We start from the raw sequence: 25,419 nt of genomic DNA on the forward strand, positions 1-25,419 counted from the left end.
CGGGCTCGGAGAGCCGGCCCTACCTATCGCAGCAGTGGGTAGGGCCGGCTCTCCGAGCCCGGCCCGTCACGTCATTCGGTGCGCAGGGCGGCGGAGGGGGCGACCCGGCCGGCGCGGCGGGCGGGCAGCCACGCGGCCAGCGTCGTGGTGATGATGAACACGGTCGCGACAAACGCGATCACGCGCGGGTCGTACGGCGTCACGCCATAAAGCAGCGACTGGATCCAGCGCCCCCCGAGCCACGTGAGTCCGGTGCCGGCGACGAGCCCCGCGCCGACGGCCCACAGGTGCTGGCGCACGAGCAGCACGACAAGGTCCGCCGGAGCGGCACCCAGCGCGGCCCGGATGCCGATCTCGCGCGTGCGGCGCGTGACGGCGTACGCGGTCACGACGGCAAGACCGACACCCGCGATGACGAGCGTCAGCACGCCGAACGCGACGAAGACCGTCGACCCGAGACGCCACGGGCGCAGCATCGGCTCGAAGACATCGTCGAGCGGCCAGACATCGATGTACGGCTGATTGGGAGCCGCCTGCTGTGCCTCTCGTCGAATCGACGCCAGCATCGACGCCGGTTCCGCATGCGTCTTCACGAGTACCACTCGCCCGCCGAACGTCCCGCCCATCATCTCCAGAGGACCAACGACGGTCCATCCGCCGCGAGTGCCGTTCTTCCAGTCGAGCGATGCCCTGTTCGCAACATCGTCGAACACCCCGACGACGGTCAGGCACTCAGTCATCGGCCCGATCATCTCCAGGCATTCACCCACAGCGGACCGCCCCGGCCATGCGTCGCTGGCCAGCGACGCACTCACCATGACCACAGGCGCGCTGCCCGTCACGTCGTCCGTCTCACGCAGCGCACGCCCATCGACGATGCGGATGCCCGCGACGTCTGCGTATGCCGCATCTGCGGCCAGGAAGTCCGCCGTGCGTGGTTCCTCATGCGGAGAGTTCCTCGGCCTGACGCGGAATCCCACGCGGCCCTGCGTCGGCGACGCCTGCACGACCGACGCAGCCTCGACACCGGGCATGTGACGCAGACGCTCCTGAATGGCCGTATGGACGGCGTGCGCCGCTCTGGATTGGCCCACCTCCGCCGTGTTGGTCTCGACGACGACAACGCGGTCTGCCTGGAAGCCGAAGTCCTGTGCACGCGCATTCCGGAAGCTCGACACGAACAACGCCGCGGCCGCCATGAGCGGCAGCGACAACGCCACCTGCAGCGCGACGAACGTGCCGAGCACGCGTGACGGACGCGATACACGCATCACGACTGTCTGCCCCGTGAGCCGCTGGCGCGCCTGCCACGCCGCCGGCGCGAGCGAGAGCACGAGCGCGGCGCCGAACGACACTCCCACAGTCAGCCAGAGCAGACGCGAGAGATCGAGCGGCGCGATGTCGTCCAGGCCGGGCAGCAACACGTCGTGTACCACTCGGGAGCCGACCAATGCGATCACCAGCGTGGCAATGCCGGCCATCGCGGCCAGCACGAGCGCATCAGCCAGTACCTCGCGCACGAGGCGTGCACGCGATGCGCCCAGCGCCAGCTTGATGGACACCTCCTGCGTGCGTCGCAGACGGCGCAGGAGCAGCAGATTCCCGGCGCTACCGCACGCGACCAGCAGCACCAGCGCCGACATCCCCATCGTCCACAACGAGACGCGCACGTCGGCCGGCAGCTCCGGTGCGCGCGTCGGCGACACGTCGCCGAGCGTCAGCGCGAACGACGGACGCGCCGGCATCTGCAGCGGCGACAGCAGTGCCGCCAACTGCGACGCCGCGGCAGCAGGCGGCTCGTCGACTTTCAGGCGGGCGACGACGTTCGACAAGATGGCAGGGCCGGCTCTCCGAGCCAGGCCCCTTGCTTGATCCGACATGACTGGTCACATAGACTGGTCACATGCCTGACGTGACACTACCGGCGGCCGAATTCAAGGCGAAGTGCCTCGCGCTCATCGACCACGTGCATGAGGGCGGCGAACCCATCACGATCACCAAGCGGGGCCGCGTCGTCGCGCGACTCGTGCCCGCGGGCCACGAGCACGAGAAGCCCTGGTTGGCCCTCCGTGGCACGGGACGGTGGACGGGCGATCGCTTCCGCCCCGTGGTCGAGGAACGCGACATCGAAGCGCTGCGTCCGGCACGCAGGTCGGGGCGACGACGCGCATGACGGTTCCGGTACTCGATACGCACGCCTGGGTCGAATGGATCGTCGAGTCACCCGGCGTCACCGCTGCCGCCCGGAAGGCTCTCGACGGCTTCGCACCGGACCAGCGGCCCTACCTGTCCACGATCAGTCTCTGGGAAGTCGCGATGCTGGTCGACCTGAAGCGCCTGGTACTCGACGTCCCACTCACCGAGTGGCTGTCACTCGCCGCGCACCCGCGAACGGTTCGGCTCGTGCCCATCTCGCCGGTGATCGCCGCCGGCACTGCCGCGCTGCCATCGACATTCCATCGCGATCCCGCCGACAGGATCATCGTGGCCACCTGTCTCGCCCTCGACGCCCCACTGATGACCGACGACGAGCGGATCCGGCGCTCCCGTCTGATCCGGCGATGGAAGCCCACCGCGGACAGCGCCGGGCCCACAAGCACGTGAGAGTGCCGCGCAGGTCGCGCGTCTGCGCCAGGGGCTGAAGCCCCTGGCCTCCATCTGAAATGGCGATGTCTTTCGAGATGGAGCGAACGGGCGTAGGGGCACCCCTTGTGGGTGCCCGTTCAGGACGCGATGTCGCCCTGCGGAACCTGTCACGCCGTCGTGGCGACGGTGCCGTGGTACTCCTGCAGCGAGCGGACGTCGAGGCCCTGTTCACGCAGGGCCTTGATCGCGCTGACGGTGGCCGCGCCGCCGGTGAGCGTCGTGATGCACGGCACGCCCTGCATCATCGCCACGCGGCGCACGCTGCGGTCGTCGAAGAACGACTCACGGCCGAGCGGCGTGTTGAGCACGAGGTGGATCTGCCTGTTGACGATGCGATCGCCGACGTGCGGACGGCCTTCGTTGATTTTGTAGACGACCTCGACGTCGAGCCCGTGCGCGCGCAGGTACGCAGCCGTTCCACGCGTGGCCACGAGCTTGAAGCCGAGCGACGCCAGATCGCGCGCGATCGGCAGCACGTTGGGCTTGTCGTCGTTGTTGACGCTGATGAACGCCGCGCCGTCGAGCGGGATCTTCTGCCCCGCCGCGATCTGCGCCTTGGCGAACGCCGTCCCGAACGTCGACGCCCCACCCATCACCTCGCCCGTGCTCTTCATCTCGGGTCCGAGGATCGTGTCCACGCCGGGGAATCGCACGAACGGGAAGACCGGCGCCTTGACGAACACGCCCGTCACGTCGAGATCCGCCACGAGCCCGAGCTCGGAGAGCGACTTGCCCGTCATGAGCTGCGCGGCGACCTTCGCCAGCGGCACGCCCGTGGCCTTCGAGAGATACGGCACCGTGCGCGACGCGCGCGGGTTCACCTCGATCACGTAGACCGTGTCGTCCTTGATCGCATACTGCGCGTTCATCAGACCGACCACGTCGAGCGCACGCGCGATGCGGCGCGTGTAGTCCTTGATCGTCTCGAGGTGCTTCTCGGCAACGAGGTACGTTGGCACCACGCAGGAGCTGTCGCCCGAGTGGATACCCGCTTCCTCGATGTGCTCCATCACGCCGCCGATGATCACGCCGCCCTGACCGTCGGCCACCGCGTCGACGTCGAGCTCGAACGCGTCTTCGAGGAACCTGTCGATGAGGATCGGCTTCTCGGGCGACACGTCCACGGCGTTGGCCATGTAGTTGTCGAGCGTGCCGGCGTCGTACACGATGGCCATCGCGCGACCGCCGAGCACGTACGACGGACGCACCACCACCGGATAGCCGATGCGCGCCGCCACTTCGCGCGCCTCGTCGCGGCTCGCGGCCATACCGTTGGCCGGCTGCGGGATGCCCAGATCCCACAGCAGCTTGGCGAAGCGCTCGCGGTCTTCCGCGAGATCGATGGAGTCTGGCGACGTGCCGATGATGTCGACGCCCGCCTGCTGCAACGCGAGCGCCAGCTTCAGCGGCGTCTGTCCGCCGAACTGCACGACACACGACACGTCGGCACCCGCCGATCGCTCGCGCTCGATCACCGCGAGCACGTCTTCGAGCGTGAGCGGCTCGAAGTAGAGCCTGTCGACGGTGTCGTAGTCGGTCGAGACCGTCTCCGGATTGCAGTTGACCATCACCGTCTCGTAGCCCTCGTCGCGGGCGGCGAAGGCGGCGTGACAGCAGCAGTAGTCGAACTCGATGCCCTGGCCGATGCGGTTCGGGCCGCTGCCGAGGATGACGACCTTCCTGCGCGGCGTCGGATCGGCCTCGCACTCGCGCTCGAACGTGCCGTACAGATACGGCGTGAACGACTCGAACTCCGCGGCGCAGGTGTCGATCCGCTTGTAGGCGTTGCGCAGCCCCAGTTCCTCGCGCTTCTCGCGCACCACTGACTCGTCCACCTCGCAGAGCCGCGCGATGTCGCGATCGCCGAAGCCGTTGCGCTTGAGCGTGCGCAGCAGGTCCTCCGACATGTTGCGCAGGCCGATGTCGCGCGCCATCCGCGACAGTGCGACCAGATCCTGGAATTGCTCCAGGAACCACGGGTCGATGTGCGTGAGCTCGTGGAGCTGCTCCACCGTCCATCCGCGTTCGAGCGCGCGGAACACGGCCCACATCCGGCGATCGTTCGGGATCACCAGCGCGCGGCGCAGCGCCTCCACCTTCTCCTCGTCATCGTCCACGGGCTGCCCGAAGAGCGACGACTGGTTGCTGCCCAGTTCGAGCGAGCGCACGGCCTTGAGGAAGGCTTCCTTGAACGTGCGGCCGATGGCCATCGCCTCGCCCACCGACTTCATCTGCGTGGTGAGCGTGGCGTCTGCCTGCGGGAACTTTTCGAACGCCCAGCGCGGGAACTTCACCACGACGTAGTCGATCGTCGGCTCGAAGGACGCGGGCGTCACGCGCGTGATGTCGTTCGGGATCTCGTCGAGCGTGTATCCCAGCGCGAGCTTGGCCGCGATCTTGGCGATCGGAAAGCCGGTGGCCTTGGACGCGAGCGCCGAACTGCGCGACACGCGCGGGTTCATCTCGATGACGATGTAGTCGCCGTTGGCGGGATTGACGGCGAACTGGATGTTGCTGCCGCCGGTCTCCACGCCCACGCGCCTGATGATGCGGCGCGCCGCGTCGCGCAGGCGGTGGTACTCGCGATCGGAGAGCGTGATCGCCGGCGCGACGGTGATGCTGTCGCCCGTGTGCACGCCCATCGCGTCGACGTTCTCGATCGAGCAGATGACCACGAAGTTGTCCGCGTGGTCGCGCATCACCTCGAGCTCGTACTCCTTCCAGCCGATCACCGACTGCTCGACGAGGATCTCGTGGACGGGGCTGAGGCTGATGCCGCGCTCGGCGATCTCGCGGAACTCCTCGAGGTTGTACGCGATGCCGCCGCCGACGCCGCCCATCGTGAACGACGGACGGATGATCGCCGGGAAGCCGACGTCTTCCACCGCGGTCAGCGCATCGGCGAGCGTGTGCACGACAGCCGACTTCGGGACCGGGATGCCGATCTCCTTCATCGCCTCGCGGAACTTCAGGCGATCCTCGGCCACTTCGATCGCATCGATCTGCGCGCCGATGAGCGTGACGCCGTACTTCTCGAGGATGCCGGCCTTGGCGAGATCGACGGCAAGATTGAGCGCCGTCTGGCCGCCCACCGTCGGCAGCAGCGCGTCGGGCCGTTCGCGCGCGATGATCTGCTCGGCCATCTCGACGGTCAGCGGTTCGACGTACGTGCGATCCGCCAACTCGGGGTCGGTCATGATCGTCGCCGGGTTGCTGTTGATCAGGATGACTTCGAGGCCTTCGCTCCTGAGCGCCTTGCAGGCCTGGGTGCCGGAATAGTCGAACTCGCAGGCCTGCCCGATCACGATGGGACCGGAGCCGATGACGAGCACGCGGGAGATGTCGGTACGGCGAGGCATCTAGGCGCGCGCCTCCATGGCGTCGAGGAACTCTCTGAACAGGTAGTCGGCGTCGTGCGGCCCGGGCGCCGCTTCCGGGTGGTATTGCACGCAGAAGATCGGCCGCGTGCGATGCTTCAGCCCTTCCACCGTGTTGTCGTACAGGTTCACGTGCGTGACCTCGACGTCCGACGGGATGCTCTCCGGATCCACGGCGAACCCGTGGTTCTGCGACGTGATCTCCACCGCGCCCGACGCGAGGTGCTTCACCGGGTGGTTCGTGCCGCGATGGCCGAACTTCAGCTTGAACGTGCGCGCGCCGAGCGCCTGCGCGAGCACCTGATGACCGAGACAGATGCCGAAGACCGGCACGTTCGCGTCAGCGAGAGCTTTCGCGTTGTCCACCACGTACGGCAGCGCCGCGGGATCGCCGGGGCCGTTGCTGAAGAACACGCCGTCGGGTGCGTCCTTCATCAGTTCCTGCGCGGGCGTCGTGGCCGGATACACGCGCACGTCGATGCCGTGCTCGGCGAACCTGCGCAGGATGTTGTACTTCATGCCGAGGTCGTAGGCGGCCACCTTGAGCCGGCGACCCGCGCGGCGCTGCGGCTCGAGAATCAGGTCGCGTCCCACCGCGCCCCCGGGCTCGGCAGACGGCTCCCAGTCGAACGGCACCGGACAGGTCACGTCCTTGACGAGATCCGCGCCAGACATCTGGCGCGCGGCACGCGCCTTCTCGATCAGATCCTCGCCGCGTACCGTCGCCCCTGTCGCGATCACGCCGCGCATCACGCCCGCCGATCGCAGCAGGCGCGTGAGCGCGCGCGTATCGACGTCGGAGATGGCGACGATGCCGTGCGCGACGAGGTATTCGCGGAGCGTGCTTTCGGCGCGCCAGTTGCTCGCGATGCGCGATTCCTCGCGCATCACGAAGCCGGCCACCTGCGGCCCGCGCGACTCCCCATCCTGCGCCGACACGCCGTAATTGCCGATGAGCGGGGCCGTCATCGTGACGATCTGGCCCGAATACGACGGATCGGTGAGGACTTCCTGGTAGCCCGTCAGGCTCGTGTTGAACACGACTTCGCCACTGGTCTCGCCAGCGGCACCGGCGGCCACGCCTTCGAAGACCTGGCCGTTCTCGAGTGCGAGTAACGCTTTCATTCCTGTTCCTGCTGCAACGTGGCGCGCACGGGGACACTGATCCCGGCTATCACCACCACGCGACCTTCCCACGGCTTGTAGCCCGGGATTTCGAGGCGAACGACGTGGACGCCGGGCGAGAGGCCCGGGATCGACGCGGGCGTACTGCCATACGACACGCCGTCCACGATGAGCCGCGCCTGCGCCGGCGTGGACACGACGAAGATCCGGCCCTGGTCCTGCGACGCCGACGAGGGCGCCGGCCGGGCGGCGGGCGACTGGACCGTCGCGGGCGCCGGGGCGGCCTGTGGCGGTGCCGGTGCGACTGGCGGCGGTGCCGCCACCGGCCGCGCCGCTGGCGGTGTGGCGCCGCCGCGCACGAGAGTCACGTCCACCGACGCCGCGGGCTGCGCGGCGCTCAGCATGACCGACTCCTGCGCCGTCGTGAAGCCGGCGCTGCTGATCGCGATCGCGTACTCGCCGAACGGCAGGTCACGCAAGGTCACCGGCGTCTCGCCACGCGCCACGCCGTTGACGCGCACCTGACCCGATGGTGACGAGCGGATCAGCACGCGGCCTGTCGGTTCGGCGGGCGCCGGTCCGGGTACCTGCGCCACGACAGGAGGCACCGCGCGCTCGGCCGTCGGCGTCGACGGGCGAGGCGATACGGGAGCCTGCGGCACTGGCGTGGGCGCCGTGGGCGGCGGCTGTGGTGCGCGCGACTCCGGCGTGGGCGTGACGGATGCACCGTCCCTGGCGGCTGCGGGGGCTGTCGCATCGCGACCATCACGTGGGGTCGTCTCGACGTGCTCCGGGGCCGGCCCAGAGGCCCGCGACGGAGACAGGCTCCGCCACGTACCGTAGGCAAGCGCCGCCATCACGAGCGCCACCACCAGGAGCAGCCACGGCCGTCGGCCGGCGCTCTCCTCGTCCGGCTCCCATGCCTCGCGCGGACCGATTGCGGCGCCACCAGCGACATGCCCATCGTCATCGTCCAGTCGCCACTGGCGCGTGGGTGGTTCGGCTTCCACCTCTGCGACGGGAACAGGTTCCGGGTCGGGTTCGACGGCCGCGTCGTCGGGCACGTCCGCCACGAGCCAATGGCCCGTGTCGATGGGCCTGCCTGCGGGCGATTCCTCCCGCGCCTCGGCGGCTGTCTCGACGAGTGGCACGACAGGCCCGTCGATCGTGGCTTCTTCCGGGAACAGCGACAGGGAGTCGCCCTTCTGGCCGTCGATCGACTGGACGCGGATTTCGCGTGGCGGCTCGCCTGTCCCGAGCGGGGTCGCGAGGATGACGCCGTCGCGGGCGAAGCGCGAGAGGGCACCTGCCTCGGCTGCCTGATCGCTGTCGCCTTCGTCACCGGCGAGCGCCATGAGCCAGGCCTCCACCGTGTCGAAGCGACGATCGGGATCGGGATCGAGCGCCTTGACGAAGACCTCGTGCAGGCGCGCGTCCTCGGCGGGCGTCTCGGCCAGCGTCCACCGATCGAAGGCGGGGATCGTGCCCGCGATCAGCCGTCGCCCCGACAGCGCGTCGAGCGCGAGCATCGCGAGGGAGTACTGATCGGCGCGCGCGTCCCACGGGCGGCCGGACGCGCGTTCGGGTGCCGTGAACGGGACCCGGACGGGCGCCTGCAGGTGCAGGCGCTCGAGGGCCGGGGCCAGGCCCACGCCTGTGAGCACGCCGCCGTCATCGGTGACGAGGATGTCGCGCGGATGGATCGCACCGTGGAAGACGCCGGCGTCGTGAGCGGCCTGCAGGCCGGACGTGACGGCGCGCAGCCACGGCAGCGTGGCGTCGAGCGACTGACGTCCGCCACGCAACCGCCCTTCCACGCTCGGCGCCGTCAGCACCGGGGACGTCATGTAGACGCCGTCCTCGAACACGCCGATGTCGTTCAGCGGCAGGAGCGATGGATGGATCGGGAGGGTCTGGCGCAGCTCGTCGAGCGCCGACGCGAGCGCGGCGGCATCCTCGCCCATGTCGGTGAGGAGCTTGAGCACCTGCGCCCGGCCGCGGTCGTCCTCCACGAGCAGACGTGGCCCCATCGTGCCGGACGCCAGGACGCGCCGGACGCGAAAAGGCCCGACCGCCTCAGGCGGCTGGAAGAGAGACGAGGGGTCGTGGGTCAGGGCCGGGACTCTCCTGCGCGAGGCTCACGCGGGTAGACGAGCCCGCATTATAGCAATGCCCGTCCTGCGCGTGGAGGTCTTCCTTGACACCCGTGGGGCCCTTTGCCACAGTGAACCACCTGTGCCTTCAGACACCACGCAGGCGGCGCTGCCCCACGGGATCGACCTGCGCGAGTGGTCCGGTTCACGTCTGAGCCTGGACTACGCCTTCCGGCACGATGTCCTCGCGCACCACTATGCCGGCAACCCGGCCGAGCCGGGCGCCTGGCAGGACACGATCGCGCGCGTACAACAGCATCAGCGCGACAGGGCGGCCATCGTGGCCATCCTGCAGGCACAGCTGGCTGCGCGCGAAGCCCCCGTCGAGGCGAGAGCCGCTGCGGCGAAGCTCCTCGATCCGCGCACCGTTGCCATCGTCACGGGTCAGCAGGCAGGCCTCTTCGGCGGTCCTCTGTACACGCTGATGAAGGGCCTGACTGCCGTCCGCCTGGCGGCCGACGTCGAGGCGCGCTTCGGCGTGCCGTGCGTGACGGTGTTCTGGAATCACGCCGAGGACCACGACTGGGACGAAGTGGCGTCGGCCTGGGTCCTCGACGAGACGCTCGACGCCCGTCGCCTCACGGTGGCCGGCGACGGGAGCGAGGACTGCCCCGTCGGGCGCGTGCGCCTCGGCGACGATGTGAACGGCGTGCTGGCCGACCTCGAGGCGCTGCTGCCCGCCACGGAGTTCACGGCCGAGACGCTCGCGCAGTTGCGCGCGTGTTACAAGCCCGGCGTCGGCATGGCCGACGCGTTCGGGCGACTCATCGATCTGCTGCTCGGTCCGCTCGGCGCCATCGTGTTCGACGGCAGCGACCCGGCGGCAAAACCGCTGGTGAGCGCCATCTTCCAGCGGGAACTCGCGCGTCCGTGTCACACGCGTCGACTGGCTACCGAGGCCGGTGCAGCCCTCGCCGCCGAGGGCTACCACGCGCAGGTTCTTGCCCAACCAGACGGCACAGGCCTGTTCGCGCTCGGCGAGCAGCGCGTGCCGATCAAGTACCGCGATCACACCTTCTTCATCGACGACACACCTGCCGACGCTGATGCGCTGCGCGTCGATGCAGTGCATCGGCCGGAGCGTTTCAGCCCGAACGTCCTGCTGCGCGCCGTGGTGCAGGACACGCTGTTTCCAACCATCGCCTACGTGGCCGGTCCGTCGGAGCTTGCCTACCTGGGCCAACTGCGCGACGTCTACGCCTTCCACGAGACGCCGATGCCGCTCATCGTCCCGCGCGCGACGGGGACGATCCTCGACGCGGCCACGCGACGATTCCTGCAGCGCACGGCACTCCCCCTGCAAACACTGCAGGCCCGCGACGAGCATGTGCTGAACCAGTGGCTCGAGGCACAGCTGCCGCCGTCCATCGAGCAGGCACTGCGCGAACTGCAGCAGGCCGTCGACGCGCGCATGGTCGCGCTCGCCGCCGCCGTGCCCGAACTCGATCCGACGCTCGATGGCGCGGTCAAGTCCTCGCACGGACGGATGGCGCATGAGATCCATGGGCTGCACGGCAAGGTCATCGCGGCGGCCAAACGTCGCCATGACACGCTGCGCCGCCAGTTCACGCACGCCCAGCGTCTCGCGTTCCCCGACGGCCACCCGCAGGAACGCGTCGTCTGCCTGGCGTGGTACATGAACCGGTTCGGTCCGGCGCTCGTGCCTCGTCTCCACGAGACCCTGCCCGTCGAGGGTGGCACGCATTGGCTCCTGCACCTCTGATCGGGCGCATCGCGAACGCGCGCCGGTCACGCTCGTGACCGTCACCCGCCGGCCGCGGCGTCGCGCTCGCCGTGGCCGCTGGCTCAAGCTCGCCGCCGCGGTGCTCCTCGGTCCGCTGCTGGTGATGGCCGGCGTGTTCGTGTGGCTCTATCGCAGCGTGGCCGAAGACGTCGATGCGCGCCTCTCCGGACTCCACGACCGCGTCGCCCCGAGGGTCTATGCCAGGCCCTTCGTGCTGCGCGTGGGTCAGGCACTCACCATCGGCGAACTCGACGACAGGCTCGACGACATCGGTTACACGCGCAAGTCGCGAGCGGCGCAACCCGGCGAGTTCGACGTCCGCGCGACCGACGTCAGGCTGATTCCGCACGGGGGCACGGCGGAAGGCCGCGCCGTGCAGGTGACAATCGCCCTCGACAAGACCGGCAAGGCCGGCCAGGTCTCGAAGCTGGAGATCGAGGGCACGGGTTCGGTCGCGCAGTTGGAGCTCGAAGCGCCGCTGCTCACGGCCGTGGCTCCGGGCGGACGCGGACGTCAACGCCAGGTGCCGATCGCGCAGCTGCCGAGCGCCATCGTGCAGGCCGTGCTGGCGATCGAGGATCGGCGTTTCTACACGCATCCCGGCGTCGACGTCATCCGCACGATCGGCGCGGTCATCACGAACGTGCGCGGCGAGAAGCCGTATCTCGAGGGCGGCAGCACGCTGACGCAGCAGCTCGTCAAGAACTCGTTCCTCACGCCAGACAAGACGTACACGCGCAAGGTGCGCGAGCAGATGATGTCGCTGGTACTCGAACGGCGCCTCGCCAAGGAGCGCATCCTCGAGTTGTACTTGAACGACGTGTATCTCGGCCAGCGTGGGTCGTTCGCCGTGCACGGCATGGCGGAAGGCGCGCACCTGTTCTTCGGCAAGGACGTGAGCAACCTCACGCTCGCCGAGTGCGCCACGCTGGCGGGCATCATCCAGTCGCCGGCCGCCTACTCCCCCACCCGCCATCCGGCCCGCGCGAGCGAACGGCGCAACGTGGTACTGCGCGCGATGGTGGAGGCCGGATACATCACGCATGCCGCGGCCGACGCGGCGATCGCCGAGCCCCTGCACACGGCGGCCGGCAGCGTCGACGCCGAAGCGCCGTACTTCGTGGACTACGTCACGCAACTGGTGGGCGAGCAGGTCGCCATGCGCGCCTCGGCCACGCGTATCGCCGTGCACACCACGCTCGACCTGCACCTGCAGCGCGTGGCCCAGGACGTCGTGACCACCGGTGTTGCCGACATCGAGGCGCGGTTCGCCAAACGCGGCGTGAAACGCGGCCCGCTCCAGGCGGCACTCGTGGCTGTCGATCCCCGCTCGGGCGACATCCTCGCGATGGTCGGCGGCCGGTCGTACCAGCGCTCGCAGTACAACAGGGCGACGACGGCGAAACGACAGCCGGGTTCGACCTTCAAGCCGTTCGTGTACCTGGCGGCGTTCGACCTCGCGGCACGGGAAGGCCGGCACGATCTCACGCCGGCCACGGTGCTGTCCGACGAGCCAGCCACGTTCCTGGTGAACGGCGAGGAGTGGTCGCCCCGGAACTACGACGGCGAGTTCGGCGGCGTGATCACCGCTCGGCGCGCGCTCGCACTGTCGCGCAACCTCGCGACCATCCAGATGGCCGAACTGACGGGTCATCAGCACATCGCGTCCCTCTGGCGCAGCATCAAGCCGGGATTCACCGCGAGGCCTTATCCGTCGATCGCCCTCGGCGTCTTCGAAGCCACGCCGCTCGACATGGCGGAGGCGTACACGCTGTTCCCGAATCTCGGTGAGGTCAGGCCGCTCCGCGCCGTCGCCCGGATCGACGTGGACAACGGGACCGCATCGTTGCCCGAGATGGGCCGGCCGCGCCAGGTGACGCAGCCGGCGCCGGCGTTCCTCGTGACCAGCATGATGCGCAGCGTGCTGAACGAAGGCACGGGCGCCAGCGCGCGCGCGGCGGGATTCGCACTGGATGCGGCCGGCAAGAGCGGCACGACCAACGACCTTCGCGACGCCTGGTTCATCGGCTTCACGCCGGAACTGCTGACGGTGGTGTGGGTGGGCCTCGATGACAACACACCCGTCGGACTCAGCGGTTCGCAGGCGGCCCTGCCCATCTGGACGGCGTTCATGAAGCGCGCGCTCGCCGGCCACCGTAACCAGCCGTTCGCCGTGCCGAGTGGCGTGACGTTCGCCGAGATCGACAAGGACACGGGCGGCCGCGCCGGGCCCTTCTGCGAGAAGGTCTTCAACGAGGCGTTCCTCGAAGGCACCGAGCCGAATGCGCTCTGCTACGTCCACATGGGCGTTCCCGGTGGCACGCTCACGAACATGCCGTCGCTGCCCCAGTTCCCTCCACCGCAGCAGATCGCCCTCCCGCCCGTCCCCGAGTAACCGACGTCGGAACACAAGGTCCGGCATTGGCCATTCGGCATTGCCGTATACTGTTCTGTCGTCTCTTCTCTTCGAGGTTGCCCTTTGAAGTACGCCGTTCCCGTCCTCCTCGCCCTCACGCTGGGCATCGCCTGCAACAAGACCGAGTCCAAGGCCGCCGAAGCACAGGCACCTGGTTCGGCGCAGCCGGCTACCGACGCCACCGCGACGCCTGCCGCGGAGGCCCCGGCGCCACCGCCGGTCAAGCCCGTGCCCGACGTTCTGCCAGCCGTCGTCGCGCGCGTGAATGGCAGCGACATCCCGGCCACCGAACTCGAGAAGGCGATTCGCAATCTCGAGGCCAACGTCGGCAACCAGATCCCGGCCGAGCGCCGCAGCGAAATCTATCGCGGCATCCTCGACCAGATCGTCGAGATGCGGTTGCTGGAACAGGAAGCGGCCGCGCGCAACATCAAGGCCACCGACGCCGAGGTGGCGCAGGGCATCGCGCAGATGAAGCAGCAGGCGCCCAACGCCGAGGCATTCGCCCAGGCGCTCGCCGCGCGCAAGATGACCGAAACCGATCTGCGCACCGAGGCGCGGCAGCGGCTCGCGGTCGACAAACTGCTCACGAGTGAAGTCGAGCCCAACGCCGTCGTCACCGACGCCGATATCGCGGACTTCTACAAGAAGAACCCGCAGTTCTTCATGCAGCCCGAGGCCGTGCGCGCCAGCCACATCCTGCTCAAGGCCGACACGCCTGACGCCAAGGCGGCAGCGAAGACAAAAGCCGGCGATCTGCTGAAGCAGATCAAGGGCGGCGCAGACTTCGCGGCCCTCGCCAAGGAGCACTCCAACGACGGCAGTGCGCAAGCCGGCGGCGACCTCGGCTTCTTCCCGCGCGGCCAGATGGTGAAGCCGTTCGAAGACGCCGCGTTCGCGCTCAAGCCAGGCGAAGTGAGCCCCGTCGTGGAGACCGAGTTCGGCTACCACATCATCAAGGGCGCCGAGCACCGCGATGCGCGGACCGTACCGCTCGCCGAAGTGAGCGACCGGATCGCGCAGGCCCTCCGCCAGCAGAAGCAGCAGGAGCTGATGCAGTCCTTCGTCCAGTCGCTCAAGACCAAGGGCAAGGTCGAGATCCTGATGTGACGGGGCCGCGCTGACTCAGCCGAATGCGCGCTCGTAGATTCCCACAATTTCTTCGCGCGTGAGGTTGCGCGGATTGTTGTCGAGAAGCCGACGGACCGTGAGCGCCGACTCGGTGAGTTGCGGGATCGCGTCGCGTGGGATCCCGATAGTGCCGAGACCAGCCGGTAGCCGGCAGGCCCGCGCGAGTGCGTCGAGCGCGTCGAACCCTGCCGCGCCGGCGCCATGGGGGTCGGAGCGCGCGGCGTCGGCCGATGCGGCGCCCAGCGCAACGGCGATTGACGCGTAGCGCGCCGGCGCCGCGTCCAGATTGCAGCGCAACACGTGCGGCAGCATCAGGGCATTGGCCAGACCGTGCCCCACGCGAAACAGACCGCCGAGCGGATACGCGAGCGCGTGCACGGCGGCGGTGTTGACCGGGCCGAGACACAGGCCACCGTACAGGCTGCCCAGCGCCAACGCCTCGCGCGCCGCCAGATCCAGACCGTCGTGGCTCGCGCGCTCGAGGTGCGTGGCAATCAGGCGTACGCCGGCCAGTGCCCACTCGTCCACCATCGGATGCGCGTGCCTGTTGGCATACGCCTCGATACAGTGGGTCAACGCATCGATCCCTGTCGCTGCCGTGATGTCCGGCGGCAGCCCGCACGCCAGCAGCGGATCGATGAACGTGGCATCAGGCACCAGGTGCGGGCTGATCACCGCCAGCTTCAGTTGACGCACGTCGTCGAGGAGGATGGCGTTGGGCGACACCTCGCTGCCCGTTCCGGCCGTCGTGGGGATCAGCGCCAGACGCACGCGTCGCCGGGCGAGCGTACCGGAGCCGAAGATCGCCGAGACGTGGCGAGGATCGTCGAGCATCCCGGCGACGAGTTTCGCCACGTCGAGCGGACTGCCGCCGCCGATGCCCACCACCGTGTCGGCGCGGAACGCGCGCGCGTCGTGCAGCGCGCGTTCGAACGTCGAGACCGTCGGTTCACCACCGATCTCGTTCCAGAGCCGCGTCTCGACACCCCTCGCCTGCAGGGTGTCGACCAGAGGCGCCGCGAGCGCACTTGTCCGTGGACCACTGATGATGGTCACGCGCGCCGCCCCCTCGTCGATGAGATGCGGCGCGCACGCGTCCAGGGCCCCGCTGCCGACGATGAGTCTGCGCGGCTGGACGCACGAGACGACGTGCATCACGACTGATCGTCGAGGGCCGTCACCGCCACAGGCGCCTCTTGCAGGGCGGACGAGGCTGCGGCGGCCTCCTCGAGACGATCGAGGCTGTCGCGCGCCGCGTTGAGGGCATGCTCGGCTCCGTGGCGCAGCGCCGCAATGTCGTTCGTGCAGAACAGGATGTCGACGTTCAGGCCGAGCCAGAAGTCGAAGTCGACCACGCGTCCGGCCGTGGCGACGCACTTGCCGTGGCGACGCGCTGTCGCGACAACCGTCTCGGCCGCCTGCCGCACGGCCGGATGTCCCTGATTGCCGGGATAGCCCAGGCTTGCCGACAGATCCGCCGGGCCCACGAAGGCATCGACACCTGGGACGGCGCACAGTTCGTCGACGCGTTCGAACGCTTCGCGCGTTTCAATCTGGATCATCAGACACAGTTCGTCGTTCAACTGGCGCTGTGCGTCGATCAGGTTGTCGACGATTCCGTAGTGCAACGCGCGCGAGACGCTGAAGAATCCGCGCTCGCCGGCGGGCGCGAAGCGCGCCTGTGCGACGAGTTCCGCGACCGTCTCCGGCGTGTTCACCATCGGCACGTCGATGATGTCCGGGCCGCACTCGGCGGCCTTGAGGACACTTTCGCGACGGCTGTCCGGCACGCGAATCATCGTCAGCATGCCGAGCCCCTGCGCGATGCGCACGAGATCGACGGCCTGGCCGAACGACATCGGTCCGTGTTCCATCTCGACCCACGCCGCCTGATAGCCGATGCGCGCGGCGACCTCGAGAAACACGGGATCGTAGAAGTACGCGGCGACGCCGAGGAGCGGCACGCCCTTGTTCGACTCGAGTCTGCGCTGAAGCCGGTTCATGATGGTGACGTCCCTTTCGTGCGCCGCTGTGCCATCCGCGCCGCCAGCCGCAATGCCGCCATCATGCTCGTGGGGTCCGCGAGATTGCGACCCGCGATATCGAAGGCGGTCCCGTGATCCACTGACGTCCTGACGATCGGGATGCCGAGCGTCACGTTGACCGTGTGTGCGAAATCGAGAAGCTTCATCGGGATGTGACCTTGATCGTGATACATCGCGATCACCACATCCCAACGGCCGCGCCACGCGTCGATGAAGATCGTGTCCGGTGGAAACGGCCCCTCGCACGCGATCCCTTGCGCGCGCGCGGCGGCCATCGCGGGACGAATCGTGTCGTCTTCCTCGCTGCCGAACAGGCCGTGTTCGCTGGCATGCGGGTTCATGCCGCACACGGCCATCCGCGGGTGCTCGAGGCCGAGGCGCCTCATGGCGTCGTGCGCGAGCACGATGGTCCCGAGGACGCGCGACACGCTGGCATCGACCGCGCTGCGGAGCGCGACGTGCGTGGTGACGTGGACGACCGACAGGCGCGCGTTGTGAAGCATCATGCGCGAGTCGTGCACGCCGCAGAGTTCGGCGATGTATTCGGTGTGGCCGGAGAAATGCGAGCCCCCGAGCGCAACGGCTTCCTTGCTGATCGGCGCGGTGACCATCGCATCCGCCATGCCGCGCAGACACTGCTCGGTCGCCTCCCTGACATACGCGACGGCGGCGGCGCCGCCGGACGCATGCATCCGGCCGCTGACGACCGCATGGCCGTTCAGCGCCTCGACGTGATGGATGCGCACGGACTCGCCGTCACCGCCGATCAGCCTGTCGACGGGACTGGCGAGTGCGGCACCCGTGCTCTCGACGACTCCGCGATCGCCAACGATCGTCCAGCGCGCGAGCGGCGCGACCTCCGGGCTGGCGAGCGCCTTCAGGATGACTTCCGGTCCGATCCCCGCGGGGTCGCCGAGCGTGATGGCGATGGTCGGTGGCTGTGCACTACGAACGTTCATGGTGCTCCATCAGGAACCGACGCACACGAAGGAGGCCGTCATCGTCGCCAAAGCCGCCAGCCTTGAGCACGACCGGCCAGGACGACGCGCGAGCCGCTGACAACATACCCCACGGAATGCCAGGCGCGATCTCGCCACCGAGCACGATGTGAGTCCCCCCCAGGGCGCGGCACAATCGCGCGGCCGTGTCGCCACCCGTCATGACCAGCGAGCAGGCACTCGGCGCGACACGCTCGCGCGCGACCAGGAGTTCCGCGAAACGTGCAACAGATGCGGATGGCCCGTCGTGCGGCATGCTGACGCTCACATCGAGGCCAGCCAGAAGAGCCCGCTCGATGACGGGCGTGTCGTCGATGCATGCCACCGCGATGGGCGGCACGTCGTCGGCGAGCCGCTGCTGCTGCGCGATGGTCACCGGGTGCGTGGACCCCACGACGAAGACGATCGACGTCGTTCGCTCGTCCCTCCCGCGGCGAGCCCCGCCCGCCGACCATGCCGCGCGAGACGGCACACTGCCGGCACGCGTCCCATCGCCGCCCGTGCCGATGACATGCCCGGCCAGCGCCTGCGCGAGACCAGCCGCACCAACCCACAACAACGACCCGGGGTCGAACCCGGCGGCGGTCACAGACGCGACGATGGCGTCGAGTGCCGCCTGATCCCGGCTGTCGCACACCAGCACGCGCGCGCCTGAACGCAGGGCCACGGCGACAGAATCCGCTGCAACACTCACGCAACCTGCCAGACCCTCGCCCGTGAGGCGCTCGACGACGTCGATGTCCGGCAATACGCCCCGCCCGCTCGTCTTCAGGACACCGCCGTCCACGATGCGGTGCATCGCCGGGACAGCCGGCGCAACGAGGGCGACCCGCGCGGCCGTGGCGGCCATCACTGCGCCGATCTCGGCGCCCACGGGTCCGCGCAACGTCGAATCGATCTTCTTGAAGATCCACGGTGCCGCCGGCGCCGAACGTCCTCCATGCGGGGAAGGCATCTCCCCGTTGGCCCACGGCGCGTACCGCCTCGCGGCCCCGGCTGCCTGCGTCGCGGCCAGGGACGCAGGAAGGCCGCGCGACTCGGTACTGATCGCGATGACATCGGCGACCGGGCAGTCGGGTGCCCTGACGCCGCCAGCCGCGGATTGGTCGAGCAGCACCATCCCCGACAGTCCGCGCGTGACGAACGCGACGCAGGCATCGGCCGCACCGGTGAGGTCGTCGGCGATGATCACGCCGGACGGGACCTTCAGCAAGTGGGGCGCGTCGCCCTCGACCGCGTTCGCCAGTGACGGCATCAGAACGTGAAGCGCGCACCCACCTGCATCGTGCGCGTGCTGACCGACGTGAGCCGGCCGAAGCGCGAGTTCTCGACGCGCGTCTCGAGCCCGCCGTAGTTGCGCGTGTTCAGTGCGTTGAAGGCATCGAGCCGGATCTGGAACCGATAGTTTCCCCCGAAATGGAAGTTGCGGCTGACGCCGAGATCGAGGTTGTAGCTTGCCGGCCCGCGCACGGCGTTGCGCGACAACGTCCCCGGCCGCGCCTGCGCGCCACTCGCGGTGATGACCGGCACGCGTGCGAACGCCGCGCGATTCAGGTACTGCAGCGTATCGCGCCAGTCGTCGAGCACCAGATCCTGGCCATCGACGCGATCCGGACGCTGGTTCGAGTAGGAGTTGGCCGAATCGCGCACGTTGGAGGCGCCGCCGCTCAGGGCGGCGAAGACGCCAGAGATCTGCCACCCGCCCGAGAGTCCACGCACCAGCGCTCCGCTGCCGATCGACGGCGTCTCGTAGAGGAAGCTGGCGATCAGGCGATGGCGGACGTCGAAGTTCGACGGGCCGTACTCCGCTGCCAGATCACCCGTTTCCTGTGGTTCGCTCTCCAGCAGCAGGTCGCTGCCGCCGTAGCTCATCGCGCGGCCGAGCGTGTAGCCCACACCGAAGCCGACACGGTTCGAGAATCGGCGACGGGCCTGTACCTGCAGCGCGTGATACCGGCTGGTGTTGGTGGCCTCGTAGAACCTGAACTCCGCGAAGCCCGCATGGGGACGCACACCGGTCAGGCGATCGGCGCGATTGATGATCGACACCGTGTTCATGTTCTCCGCCCGGTTGCCGACGTAGCTCGCGTCAACCGCGTAGAGCGATCCGAACGAACGCTCGACGGTCGCGGTCCACTGCGTGCTGTAGGGATTCGGGAAGTCGCTGGCGATCGACGGGTTGCCCCACAGCGCCGACGAACCCTGCACGAGCGGCGACGCCTCTTCGTTGCTCATCGGGTACGCGATGCCGCGCGCCTGAGCCTCGGCACGACTCAACGTGACGCGGAACTGCTGGTCGATCCCGTTCAGCACCAGTTCGACAGGGCCGCCGAACAGCGGATGCGGATTGACGAACACGCCCACGCCGCCGCGGACGACAGTACGGTCGTCGATCGTGTACGCAAACCCGACGCGTGGCGAGACGTTGTTGCGGTCGCTCGTGTAGACGCTGTCGGCGGGCCGGATGGCCCCGGTACCGAACGGATCGTCGCGATTGAACAACCGGCCGTCGCGCTCATCGGGCACCGTGAAGTAGTCATAGCGCAGGCCGACGTTGAGCACCAGCTTCGCGCCGAGCCTGATGTCGTCCTGCACGAAGCCGCCGTACTGCGAGGCGCGAATCTTGAACTCGGCCAGACCGAAGGTGAAGCGCGCCGAGCTCGGGATGTTCGCCAGGAAGTCCGCGACCGAACTGTAGGAGTAGATCGGCGTCTCCAGATTGTCTCGACCCGATTCCTGGCGCAGCATGTTGAAGCCAACCTTCATCGAGTGGCGGCCGCGCGTGGTGGCCACGACCTGGTCGATGCTGAGCGAATCGCCGACCTTGGTGAAGTACTCGCCATCCGACAGATTCATCCCGGATACCCTGCCGTCTGGCACTCCCGTGTAGAACGCCTGATCGGTGCGTTCGATGCTCACCTGATTGATCCCGAGCCGCGTCTCGGACACCCAGGCTGACGCGGCATGCGTGAACGCCAGCGTCCCGGACCGGTTCGTGCCCGACCAGACGCGCGAGTTGGCCTCCACGACGCGCGCATCGATGCGCTCCGGGTTGCCCTGCGAGTAGCGACCGTTGAGGCGGTTCGACGAGGACATCTGGTAGTCGATGCGCGCGGTCATGTGGTCGTCGTTGCGCATGAACGGCCGCAGCGAGATGTAGCGGCCGTTGGTGGCGCCGGCCGCGTACGGCTGGTTGGGCTGCGGGTAGAGATCCATGAGCGCGCGATACGACGGCTGCGCCGCGATCGCCTGCGCCCGAAACTCGGGCGTCGGCACGTCGCCCTGGACGACGCCCTCGCGGTCGGACCTGACGCGCTCGTAGTTGACGAAGAAGAACAGCGTGTTGCGGCGGATGGGGCCGCCGAACGAGCCGCCGCCCTGATTGAATCGCGTCTTCGGCGTCGTCGCGACGAACGGGTTCGATGCGTTGAGATCGTCGCGCTGATGGTTCCAGAACAGGCTGCCGCGCCAGGCGTTGGACCCACCTCGCGTGATGATGTTGATGTTGCCCGCCATCGTACCGCCGTACTCGGCCGAGGCGATGCCCTTGGTGACCGAGATCTGCTCGATGGCTTCCGTGCTCACGCCGTTGATCGTGTTGAAGCCCTGATACGCGCCGACAGACGGCAGTTCCGGATCGCTCGACCCGTTGGTGCCGTCGATCGTCAGGCTCACCGCCGCCGGCGGCAGCCCGTTGATCGCCACGCCACCGTTGCCGGCCAGCGCGACGCCCGGGTTGAGCGCCACGGTGCGCGACCAGTCCCGATTGGCCAGGGGCAGCTCACGCAACTGCTCCGCGGACACGACGCCCTGCTGCTGCGCGTTGGCACGGTTGATGAGTGCCGCGTCGGCCGTCACGCTGACCGTCTCGGTGACGCCGGACACGCCGAGACGAGCGGAGAGCCGCGTCACCTGCCCGGCGGCGAGCACGAGCCCCTGCTGCTCGTAGTCGCCGAACCCGGCAAGCGTCACCGTCAGCGTGTACCTCCCCACCGGGACGAACGTGAGCGTGAACTCACCACGGTCGTTCGAGGTGGTGTGCAGCACGCCGCCTGTCGCCTCGTTGGTCAACGTCACGGCGGCACCAGGCAGTGCCGCATCGGTATTGTCGGTCACCAGCCCGTAGACCGTGGCCGTGGTGACTTGTGCGTGCGCGGGCGCTGCGCCGAACCACGCGCAGAACAGCGCCACCATGATCGCAATCACCGGTCTGCTTCTCATCGCCTTGTCCTCTCTCACCCCCCGCGCGCTAGAACTGCGCGCGGCCCGTTTGCCTGCCTGTCGCATCCCACGTCGTGGCCACGCCGATCGCCTGCATGTCGCGCCACGTCGATTCGCTTCGCTTCGTCCCGTTCGGCCAGAACTGCGTCCATACGCTCGTCCCGTCGCGCCGGTGATCGAGCGTCCACTGCACCGTGCCGTCCTCGCTCCGATAGCGCTCCAGGCCGACCTTGCGGCCCCTGTCGTACGTCGCGCTCCATTGCGTTCCGCCGTTGCGGTACGTCCACGTCTCCTCGCCGTGCAGCACGTACGTGCCGTCGGCCAGTTCGGCCGAACTCCACGTCGCACGTGCGCTCCGCCCGTCTGCGAACCGCTCGTCGTGGGTCTCGGTCCGGCCCACCGCCGGCAGGGCCGGCTGCGTCGCCACGTCGGCATCGGTCACGCCGTCGGCGGGGGCGAGAATCCACGCTTCGTTCAGCGCGAAGTGCAGCGCCTGCCTGTTCATCGACGTGATGAGGTGGATGAGTCCGTTCTGTGACTGGGCCGCAACGGCGTAGCCGAGCGTCGGTCCGCCGAGACGCGCGGCGCGCGCAGGCGTCTCATGGGCTTCGGCGCCGACGAGGCGCTTGATCGTCCACGTCTCGCCCTCGTCATCCGAGAGCGCAACGTAGGCGCCGCGCGGCAACGTGACGCCGGCCGGCCGCGCGCCGGCGTTGTCCTGGAGATCCCCCGCGAAGAACAGCCTGCCGCTCGCGAGTCGCACCAGCGTCGGACGCTGGTTGCTGGCAAGCGCCGGGAACGGCGTCTTGCTGTACTGCCAGGTCCGCCCCCCGTCACGGCTGATCGACCTGGGCATGAAGCCATCGATGTTCGAATTCTTGCCGCCCATGCCGAGCAGCCGTCCGTCCTTCAGCACCGCGAAGGCCGTGTGCCGTCCATTGGTGCGGCCGCCCGGGTCGACCCACGTCCTGCCTTCGTCGCTGCTTGCCCACAGCACCGACTCCGCGTTCACGGCGTCGCTGCCGACGTACATCGTGTTGTCGGGTCCGCGGAAGGCGTTCGTGATCGGCTGCGCCGAGTGGCCGCCGAGCCAGGACGTGAACACCGGGAACTGCGGCACGCTCCACGTGGCACCCGAATCCGTGGACGCGATCGTCTGGAACGGGAAGCCGGAGTCGAGCTGATTCGAGCCCCAGTAGAAGCGCAACGTGCCGTTGTCTGTCGTCAGCATCGGCGCGTGGTCGTTGGCATCGGCGAAGTCGAGGAAGAAGCTCGGCATGTCCCAAGCGTCAGCACCGAAGCGCAGGCGCGTGGCGATGAGCGCGATGTCGGGCCGCGTCTCCGACGACGATGTGTAGTAGATCGCGATGACGTCGCCGTTTGGCGCGACAGTCAGCGCAGGACTGTGCTGGTGCCGGAGCATCGCGGGGTGGAGTCCCGCGATGCGGTGGTGCCCGAGTTCAGCGATGGGCGTGTTCTCCGGCGGGATCGGGAGGAGATGACGCTTGCGGAAGTACGGCGTGCGGGAGGACGGCCCCCGCGATGCGAGCGTGGCGTCCTGCTTCACGGCCTGCTGGAAGAAGGGCAACTCGACGACGCGCGGCGTTGTTCGAGGCGACGACGCGAGCACGACGCGGAATCCGATCGCGTGCTGTCCCTGGTGATTGAGCCTGTCGCGGGTGAAGGCTGCGTACAGCTTCGGACGCGCGCCGTCGGTCGACGCTGACGTCGATGACGGCGCGCCCACACCGGCCGTGGCCTTCAGTGCGGCGGTCGCCACTCGCTGGGCCGGCGGCGGAAAGTCCGGGCCATAGGACGCGCGATTGGCGGAACGTGCGTAGTAGGGCGCGAGCAGATCGAGCCCCCCGCCACGAATCACGCGGGCCCAGCCGCTCGCCGGACCGACGGGATCGGTCTCGTCCTGCGCCGGATAGGCGGCGTACCAGTCGCGCACCCATTCGGCGACGCCGCCGTGGACGTTCCGGACGCCCCACGCATTCGGCGCATCGTCTGACGGCGGCTGCGCGCCGCTCCAGAACGTCGTGGTGGTGCCGGCGCGCGTGGCGTATTCCCACTCGGCTTCAGTGGGGAGTCGGTAGGATTTGCCTTCCTTCTTGCTGAGCCACTCGCAGAACGCCGTGGCCTCGTGCCAGTTGATCCCCGTGACAAAGGGTGTCGCCGGCGCGTCCTGCCCATTCTCGAGCGTGCCTGGAGCCGGAGGGACGTAGTCGGGATCGAATTGCCGGTATTGCTCCAGCGTCACTTCGGTGACGCCGATGTGGAACGGCTGGCTGATGGTGACGCGACGGACCGGTGTCTCGTCCCAGTCGCCGTTGGGCAGGTACTCCAGATCCTTCAGCTTCAGTGCGTCGGGAATCGGGTTCGACTCGCCCATGAGGAACGAGCCCGGCGCAATCCTGACGAGCGCCATGCCAACCGAATTGGTGATGTGTTGGTCGTCGACGGCACGCTGGCCGCGGACGATAGCCGTAGCCGCGATACCTGCCGCGAACAAGGTCAGGACAACGCGCGAGCGCATGAATCCGAGTACCTCCGTGACGTGAGGCACAGACTATGGCCGCTACTGAAAATTTGTCAACTCTATTTTCTAAAAACTATTTCAATTTCCACAACTGGCAGGCTGACGGCTTCAGCGAGTCGCGATCACCGTGCGGCGGGACACGTCCAGGAGCGCATCGACGATCTCCTGCTCACGATCCGGTGTCAGGCGGATCAGCGGACAGATCAGGCTCATCGCCGCGACCACATCGTGGTTCTCGTCAAAGAGCGGCACGCCGTAGCACCCGATGCCCACGACCGATTCCTCGTGTTCCCTGGCCCAACCGCGGTCGCGGATCGCGGCCAGTTCGGCAAGGATGGCCAATCGATCGACCGTCGTCCTCGGCGTGAGGCGGATGAGGCCATAGACCTGCAGGATGCGGTCGACGCGCTCGCGCGGCTGGTACGCGGTGATGGCCTTGGCCATCGAACTGCAGTGCGGCGGCAGCGTCTTGCCGAGGACGTTGGACGCGCGGACGTCCTGTACGGCCTCGATCACGTCGATCACCTGGATACGCTCCCCGAACAGGAACGCGAGACTGGTGGTTTCGTTGAAGCGGTGATTGAGTTCGTCGAGGATCGGATGCATCTGTGCCCGGGTGTCCTCGGCGCGCTGATGCACCTGCCCGCACAGCACCCGGGGTGCGAGCCGGTACGACCCGTCGGCATTGCGGAGCAGGTAGCCGCGACGCTCCAGCGTGGCGAGCACCCGGAACAGTGATGACTCCGGAAAGCCGCTGAGCACCGCGAGTTCGGACAGGCTGAGCGTGGTGTCCGACGCCGGGAAGCACTCGAGCACCGTCAGCGCGCGATCGATTGCCTTGGATTGATACTCCGCGCCGGAGGCAGCCCCCCCCGCCACGTCGACCGGTCGAACCTTGGCGCGGCGGCGACGCCGTACCGGCACTGCGACCGTAGTCTCAGGACCTGCCTTCCCTCGCATCCCATGGACGTTACAGGGAATACAGGGGGGATGTAAAGGCGACTCCGGCAATTCCGAACGC

16 protein-coding genes are annotated in these 25,419 nt (G+C 68.4%); 5 read left to right on the forward strand and 11 right to left on the reverse strand.

Annotated elements, in window-relative coordinates:
- Positions 1-71 precede the first annotated feature (71 nt).
- Entirely contained in the window at positions 72-1,832 is a 1,761-nt protein-coding gene (locus IT182_17320) for an FtsX-like permease family protein (GenBank protein MCC6165108.1), read from the reverse strand.
- A 71-nt stretch (positions 1,833-1,903) separates the two neighbouring features.
- Between IT182_17320 and IT182_17325 the strand changes: the two genes are divergently transcribed.
- Both IT182_17325 and IT182_17330 read left to right on the forward strand, forming a co-directional pair.
- Positions 1,904-2,173 carry a type II toxin-antitoxin system Phd/YefM family antitoxin gene (locus tag IT182_17325; protein ID MCC6165109.1) on the forward strand — a complete coding sequence of 90 codons (270 nt, stop codon included), beginning with the start codon at positions 1,904-1,906 and terminating at the stop codon, positions 2,171-2,173.
- Positions 2,170-2,604 (forward strand): type II toxin-antitoxin system VapC family toxin, encoded by a 435-nt coding sequence (locus IT182_17330; protein MCC6165110.1) that lies wholly within the window; start codon positions 2,170-2,172, stop codon positions 2,602-2,604. Before IT182_17325 ends, IT182_17330 begins: the two co-directional genes overlap by 4 nt.
- Positions 2,605-2,753: 149 nt before the next feature.
- Here the strand turns inward: IT182_17330 and carB are convergent, their stop codons facing one another.
- The 3 genes from carB to IT182_17345 are packed head-to-tail and all read right to left on the reverse strand — an operon-like array spanning position 2,754 to position 9,178.
- Positions 2,754-6,005 (reverse strand): carbamoyl-phosphate synthase large subunit, encoded by a 3,252-nt coding sequence (gene carB, locus IT182_17335; protein ID MCC6165111.1) that lies wholly within the window; start codon positions 6,003-6,005, stop codon positions 2,754-2,756.
- Positions 6,006-7,148, reverse strand: a complete 1,143-nt coding sequence (gene carA / locus IT182_17340; protein ID MCC6165112.1) for a glutamine-hydrolyzing carbamoyl-phosphate synthase small subunit — start codon at positions 7,146-7,148, stop codon at positions 6,006-6,008.
- A complete protein-coding gene (locus IT182_17345) occupies positions 7,145-9,178 on the reverse strand; it encodes a PEGA domain-containing protein (GenBank protein MCC6165113.1) in 2,034 nt (677 codons plus the stop codon). The genes carA and IT182_17345 overlap by 4 nt, the downstream gene beginning before the upstream one ends.
- A gap of 205 nt (positions 9,179-9,383) precedes the next feature.
- Between IT182_17345 and bshC the strand changes: the two genes are divergently transcribed.
- From bshC to IT182_17360, 3 genes are all read left to right on the forward strand, one after another.
- Positions 9,384-11,024: a bacillithiol biosynthesis cysteine-adding enzyme BshC gene (gene bshC / locus IT182_17350; protein MCC6165114.1), complete on the forward strand. Its 1,641-nt coding sequence runs from the start codon at positions 9,384-9,386 to the stop codon at positions 11,022-11,024.
- 34 nt (positions 11,025-11,058) lie between these two features.
- On the forward strand, positions 11,059-13,440 hold the full coding sequence (locus IT182_17355; GenBank protein MCC6165115.1) for a PBP1A family penicillin-binding protein: 2,382 nt from the start codon (positions 11,059-11,061) through the stop codon (positions 13,438-13,440).
- Between the two features lie 549 nt (positions 13,441-13,989).
- Entirely contained in the window at positions 13,990-14,571 is a 582-nt protein-coding gene (locus tag IT182_17360; protein MCC6165116.1) for a peptidyl-prolyl cis-trans isomerase, read from the forward strand.
- Positions 14,572-14,586: 15 nt separating this feature from the next.
- Here the strand turns inward: IT182_17360 and IT182_17365 are convergent, their stop codons facing one another.
- From IT182_17365 to IT182_17395, 7 genes are all read right to left on the reverse strand, one after another.
- Positions 14,587-15,747 (reverse strand): iron-containing alcohol dehydrogenase, encoded by a 1,161-nt coding sequence (locus IT182_17365; protein MCC6165117.1) that lies wholly within the window; start codon positions 15,745-15,747, stop codon positions 14,587-14,589.
- On the reverse strand, positions 15,747-16,595 hold the full coding sequence (locus tag IT182_17370; GenBank protein ID MCC6165118.1) for a hypothetical protein: 849 nt from the start codon (positions 16,593-16,595) through the stop codon (positions 15,747-15,749). Before IT182_17370 ends, IT182_17365 begins: the two co-directional genes overlap by 1 nt.
- Entirely contained in the window at positions 16,592-17,596 is a 1,005-nt protein-coding gene (gene pdxA / locus IT182_17375; GenBank protein ID MCC6165119.1) for a 4-hydroxythreonine-4-phosphate dehydrogenase PdxA, read from the reverse strand. Before pdxA ends, IT182_17370 begins: the two co-directional genes overlap by 4 nt.
- Positions 17,583-18,890 carry a hypothetical protein gene (locus tag IT182_17380; GenBank protein MCC6165120.1) on the reverse strand — a complete coding sequence of 436 codons (1,308 nt, stop codon included), beginning with the start codon at positions 18,888-18,890 and terminating at the stop codon, positions 17,583-17,585. The genes pdxA and IT182_17380 overlap by 14 nt, the downstream gene beginning before the upstream one ends.
- Positions 18,890-21,856 carry a TonB-dependent receptor gene (locus IT182_17385; GenBank protein MCC6165121.1) on the reverse strand — a complete coding sequence of 989 codons (2,967 nt, stop codon included), beginning with the start codon at positions 21,854-21,856 and terminating at the stop codon, positions 18,890-18,892. The genes IT182_17380 and IT182_17385 overlap by 1 nt, the downstream gene beginning before the upstream one ends.
- 28 nt (positions 21,857-21,884) lie before the next feature.
- Positions 21,885-24,395, reverse strand: coding sequence for an SUMF1/EgtB/PvdO family nonheme iron enzyme (locus IT182_17390; GenBank protein MCC6165122.1), 2,511 nt, complete (start codon positions 24,393-24,395; stop codon positions 21,885-21,887).
- 111 nt (positions 24,396-24,506) lie between these two features.
- Complete coding sequence (locus IT182_17395; GenBank protein MCC6165123.1) at positions 24,507-25,409, reverse strand: IclR family transcriptional regulator; 903 nt, start codon at positions 25,407-25,409, stop codon at positions 24,507-24,509.
- Positions 25,410-25,419: the final 10 nt, after the last annotated feature.

Source organism: Acidobacteriota bacterium, assembly GCA_020845575.1.
Classification (GTDB): domain Bacteria; phylum Acidobacteriota; class Vicinamibacteria; order Vicinamibacterales; family Vicinamibacteraceae; genus Luteitalea.

Coding starts and splice junctions, on each gene's coding strand:
- IT182_17325 (MCC6165109.1), top strand. CDS start 1,904: ATGCCTGACGTGACACTACCGGCGGCCGAATTCAAGGCGAAGTGCCTC.
- IT182_17330 (MCC6165110.1), top strand. CDS start 2,170: ATGACGGTTCCGGTACTCGATACGCACGCCTGGGTCGAATGGATCGTC.
- carB (MCC6165111.1), bottom strand. CDS start 6,005: ATGCCTCGCCGTACCGACATCTCCCGCGTGCTCGTCATCGGCTCCGGT.
- carA (MCC6165112.1), bottom strand. CDS start 7,148: ATGAAAGCGTTACTCGCACTCGAGAACGGCCAGGTCTTCGAAGGCGTG.
- IT182_17345 (MCC6165113.1), bottom strand. CDS start 9,178: ATGGGGCCACGTCTGCTCGTGGAGGACGACCGCGGCCGGGCGCAGGTG.
- IT182_17360 (MCC6165116.1), top strand. CDS start 13,990: ATGACCGAAACCGATCTGCGCACCGAGGCGCGGCAGCGGCTCGCGGTC.
- IT182_17365 (MCC6165117.1), bottom strand. CDS start 15,747: ATGCACGTCGTCTCGTGCGTCCAGCCGCGCAGACTCATCGTCGGCAGC.
- IT182_17370 (MCC6165118.1), bottom strand. CDS start 16,595: ATGAACCGGCTTCAGCGCAGACTCGAGTCGAACAAGGGCGTGCCGCTC.
- pdxA (MCC6165119.1), bottom strand. CDS start 17,596: ATGAACGTTCGTAGTGCACAGCCACCGACCATCGCCATCACGCTCGGC.
- IT182_17380 (MCC6165120.1), bottom strand. CDS start 18,890: ATGCCGTCACTGGCGAACGCGGTCGAGGGCGACGCGCCCCACTTGCTG.
- IT182_17385 (MCC6165121.1), bottom strand. CDS start 21,856: ATGAGAAGCAGACCGGTGATTGCGATCATGGTGGCGCTGTTCTGCGCG.
- IT182_17390 (MCC6165122.1), bottom strand. CDS start 24,395: ATGCGCTCGCGCGTTGTCCTGACCTTGTTCGCGGCAGGTATCGCGGCT.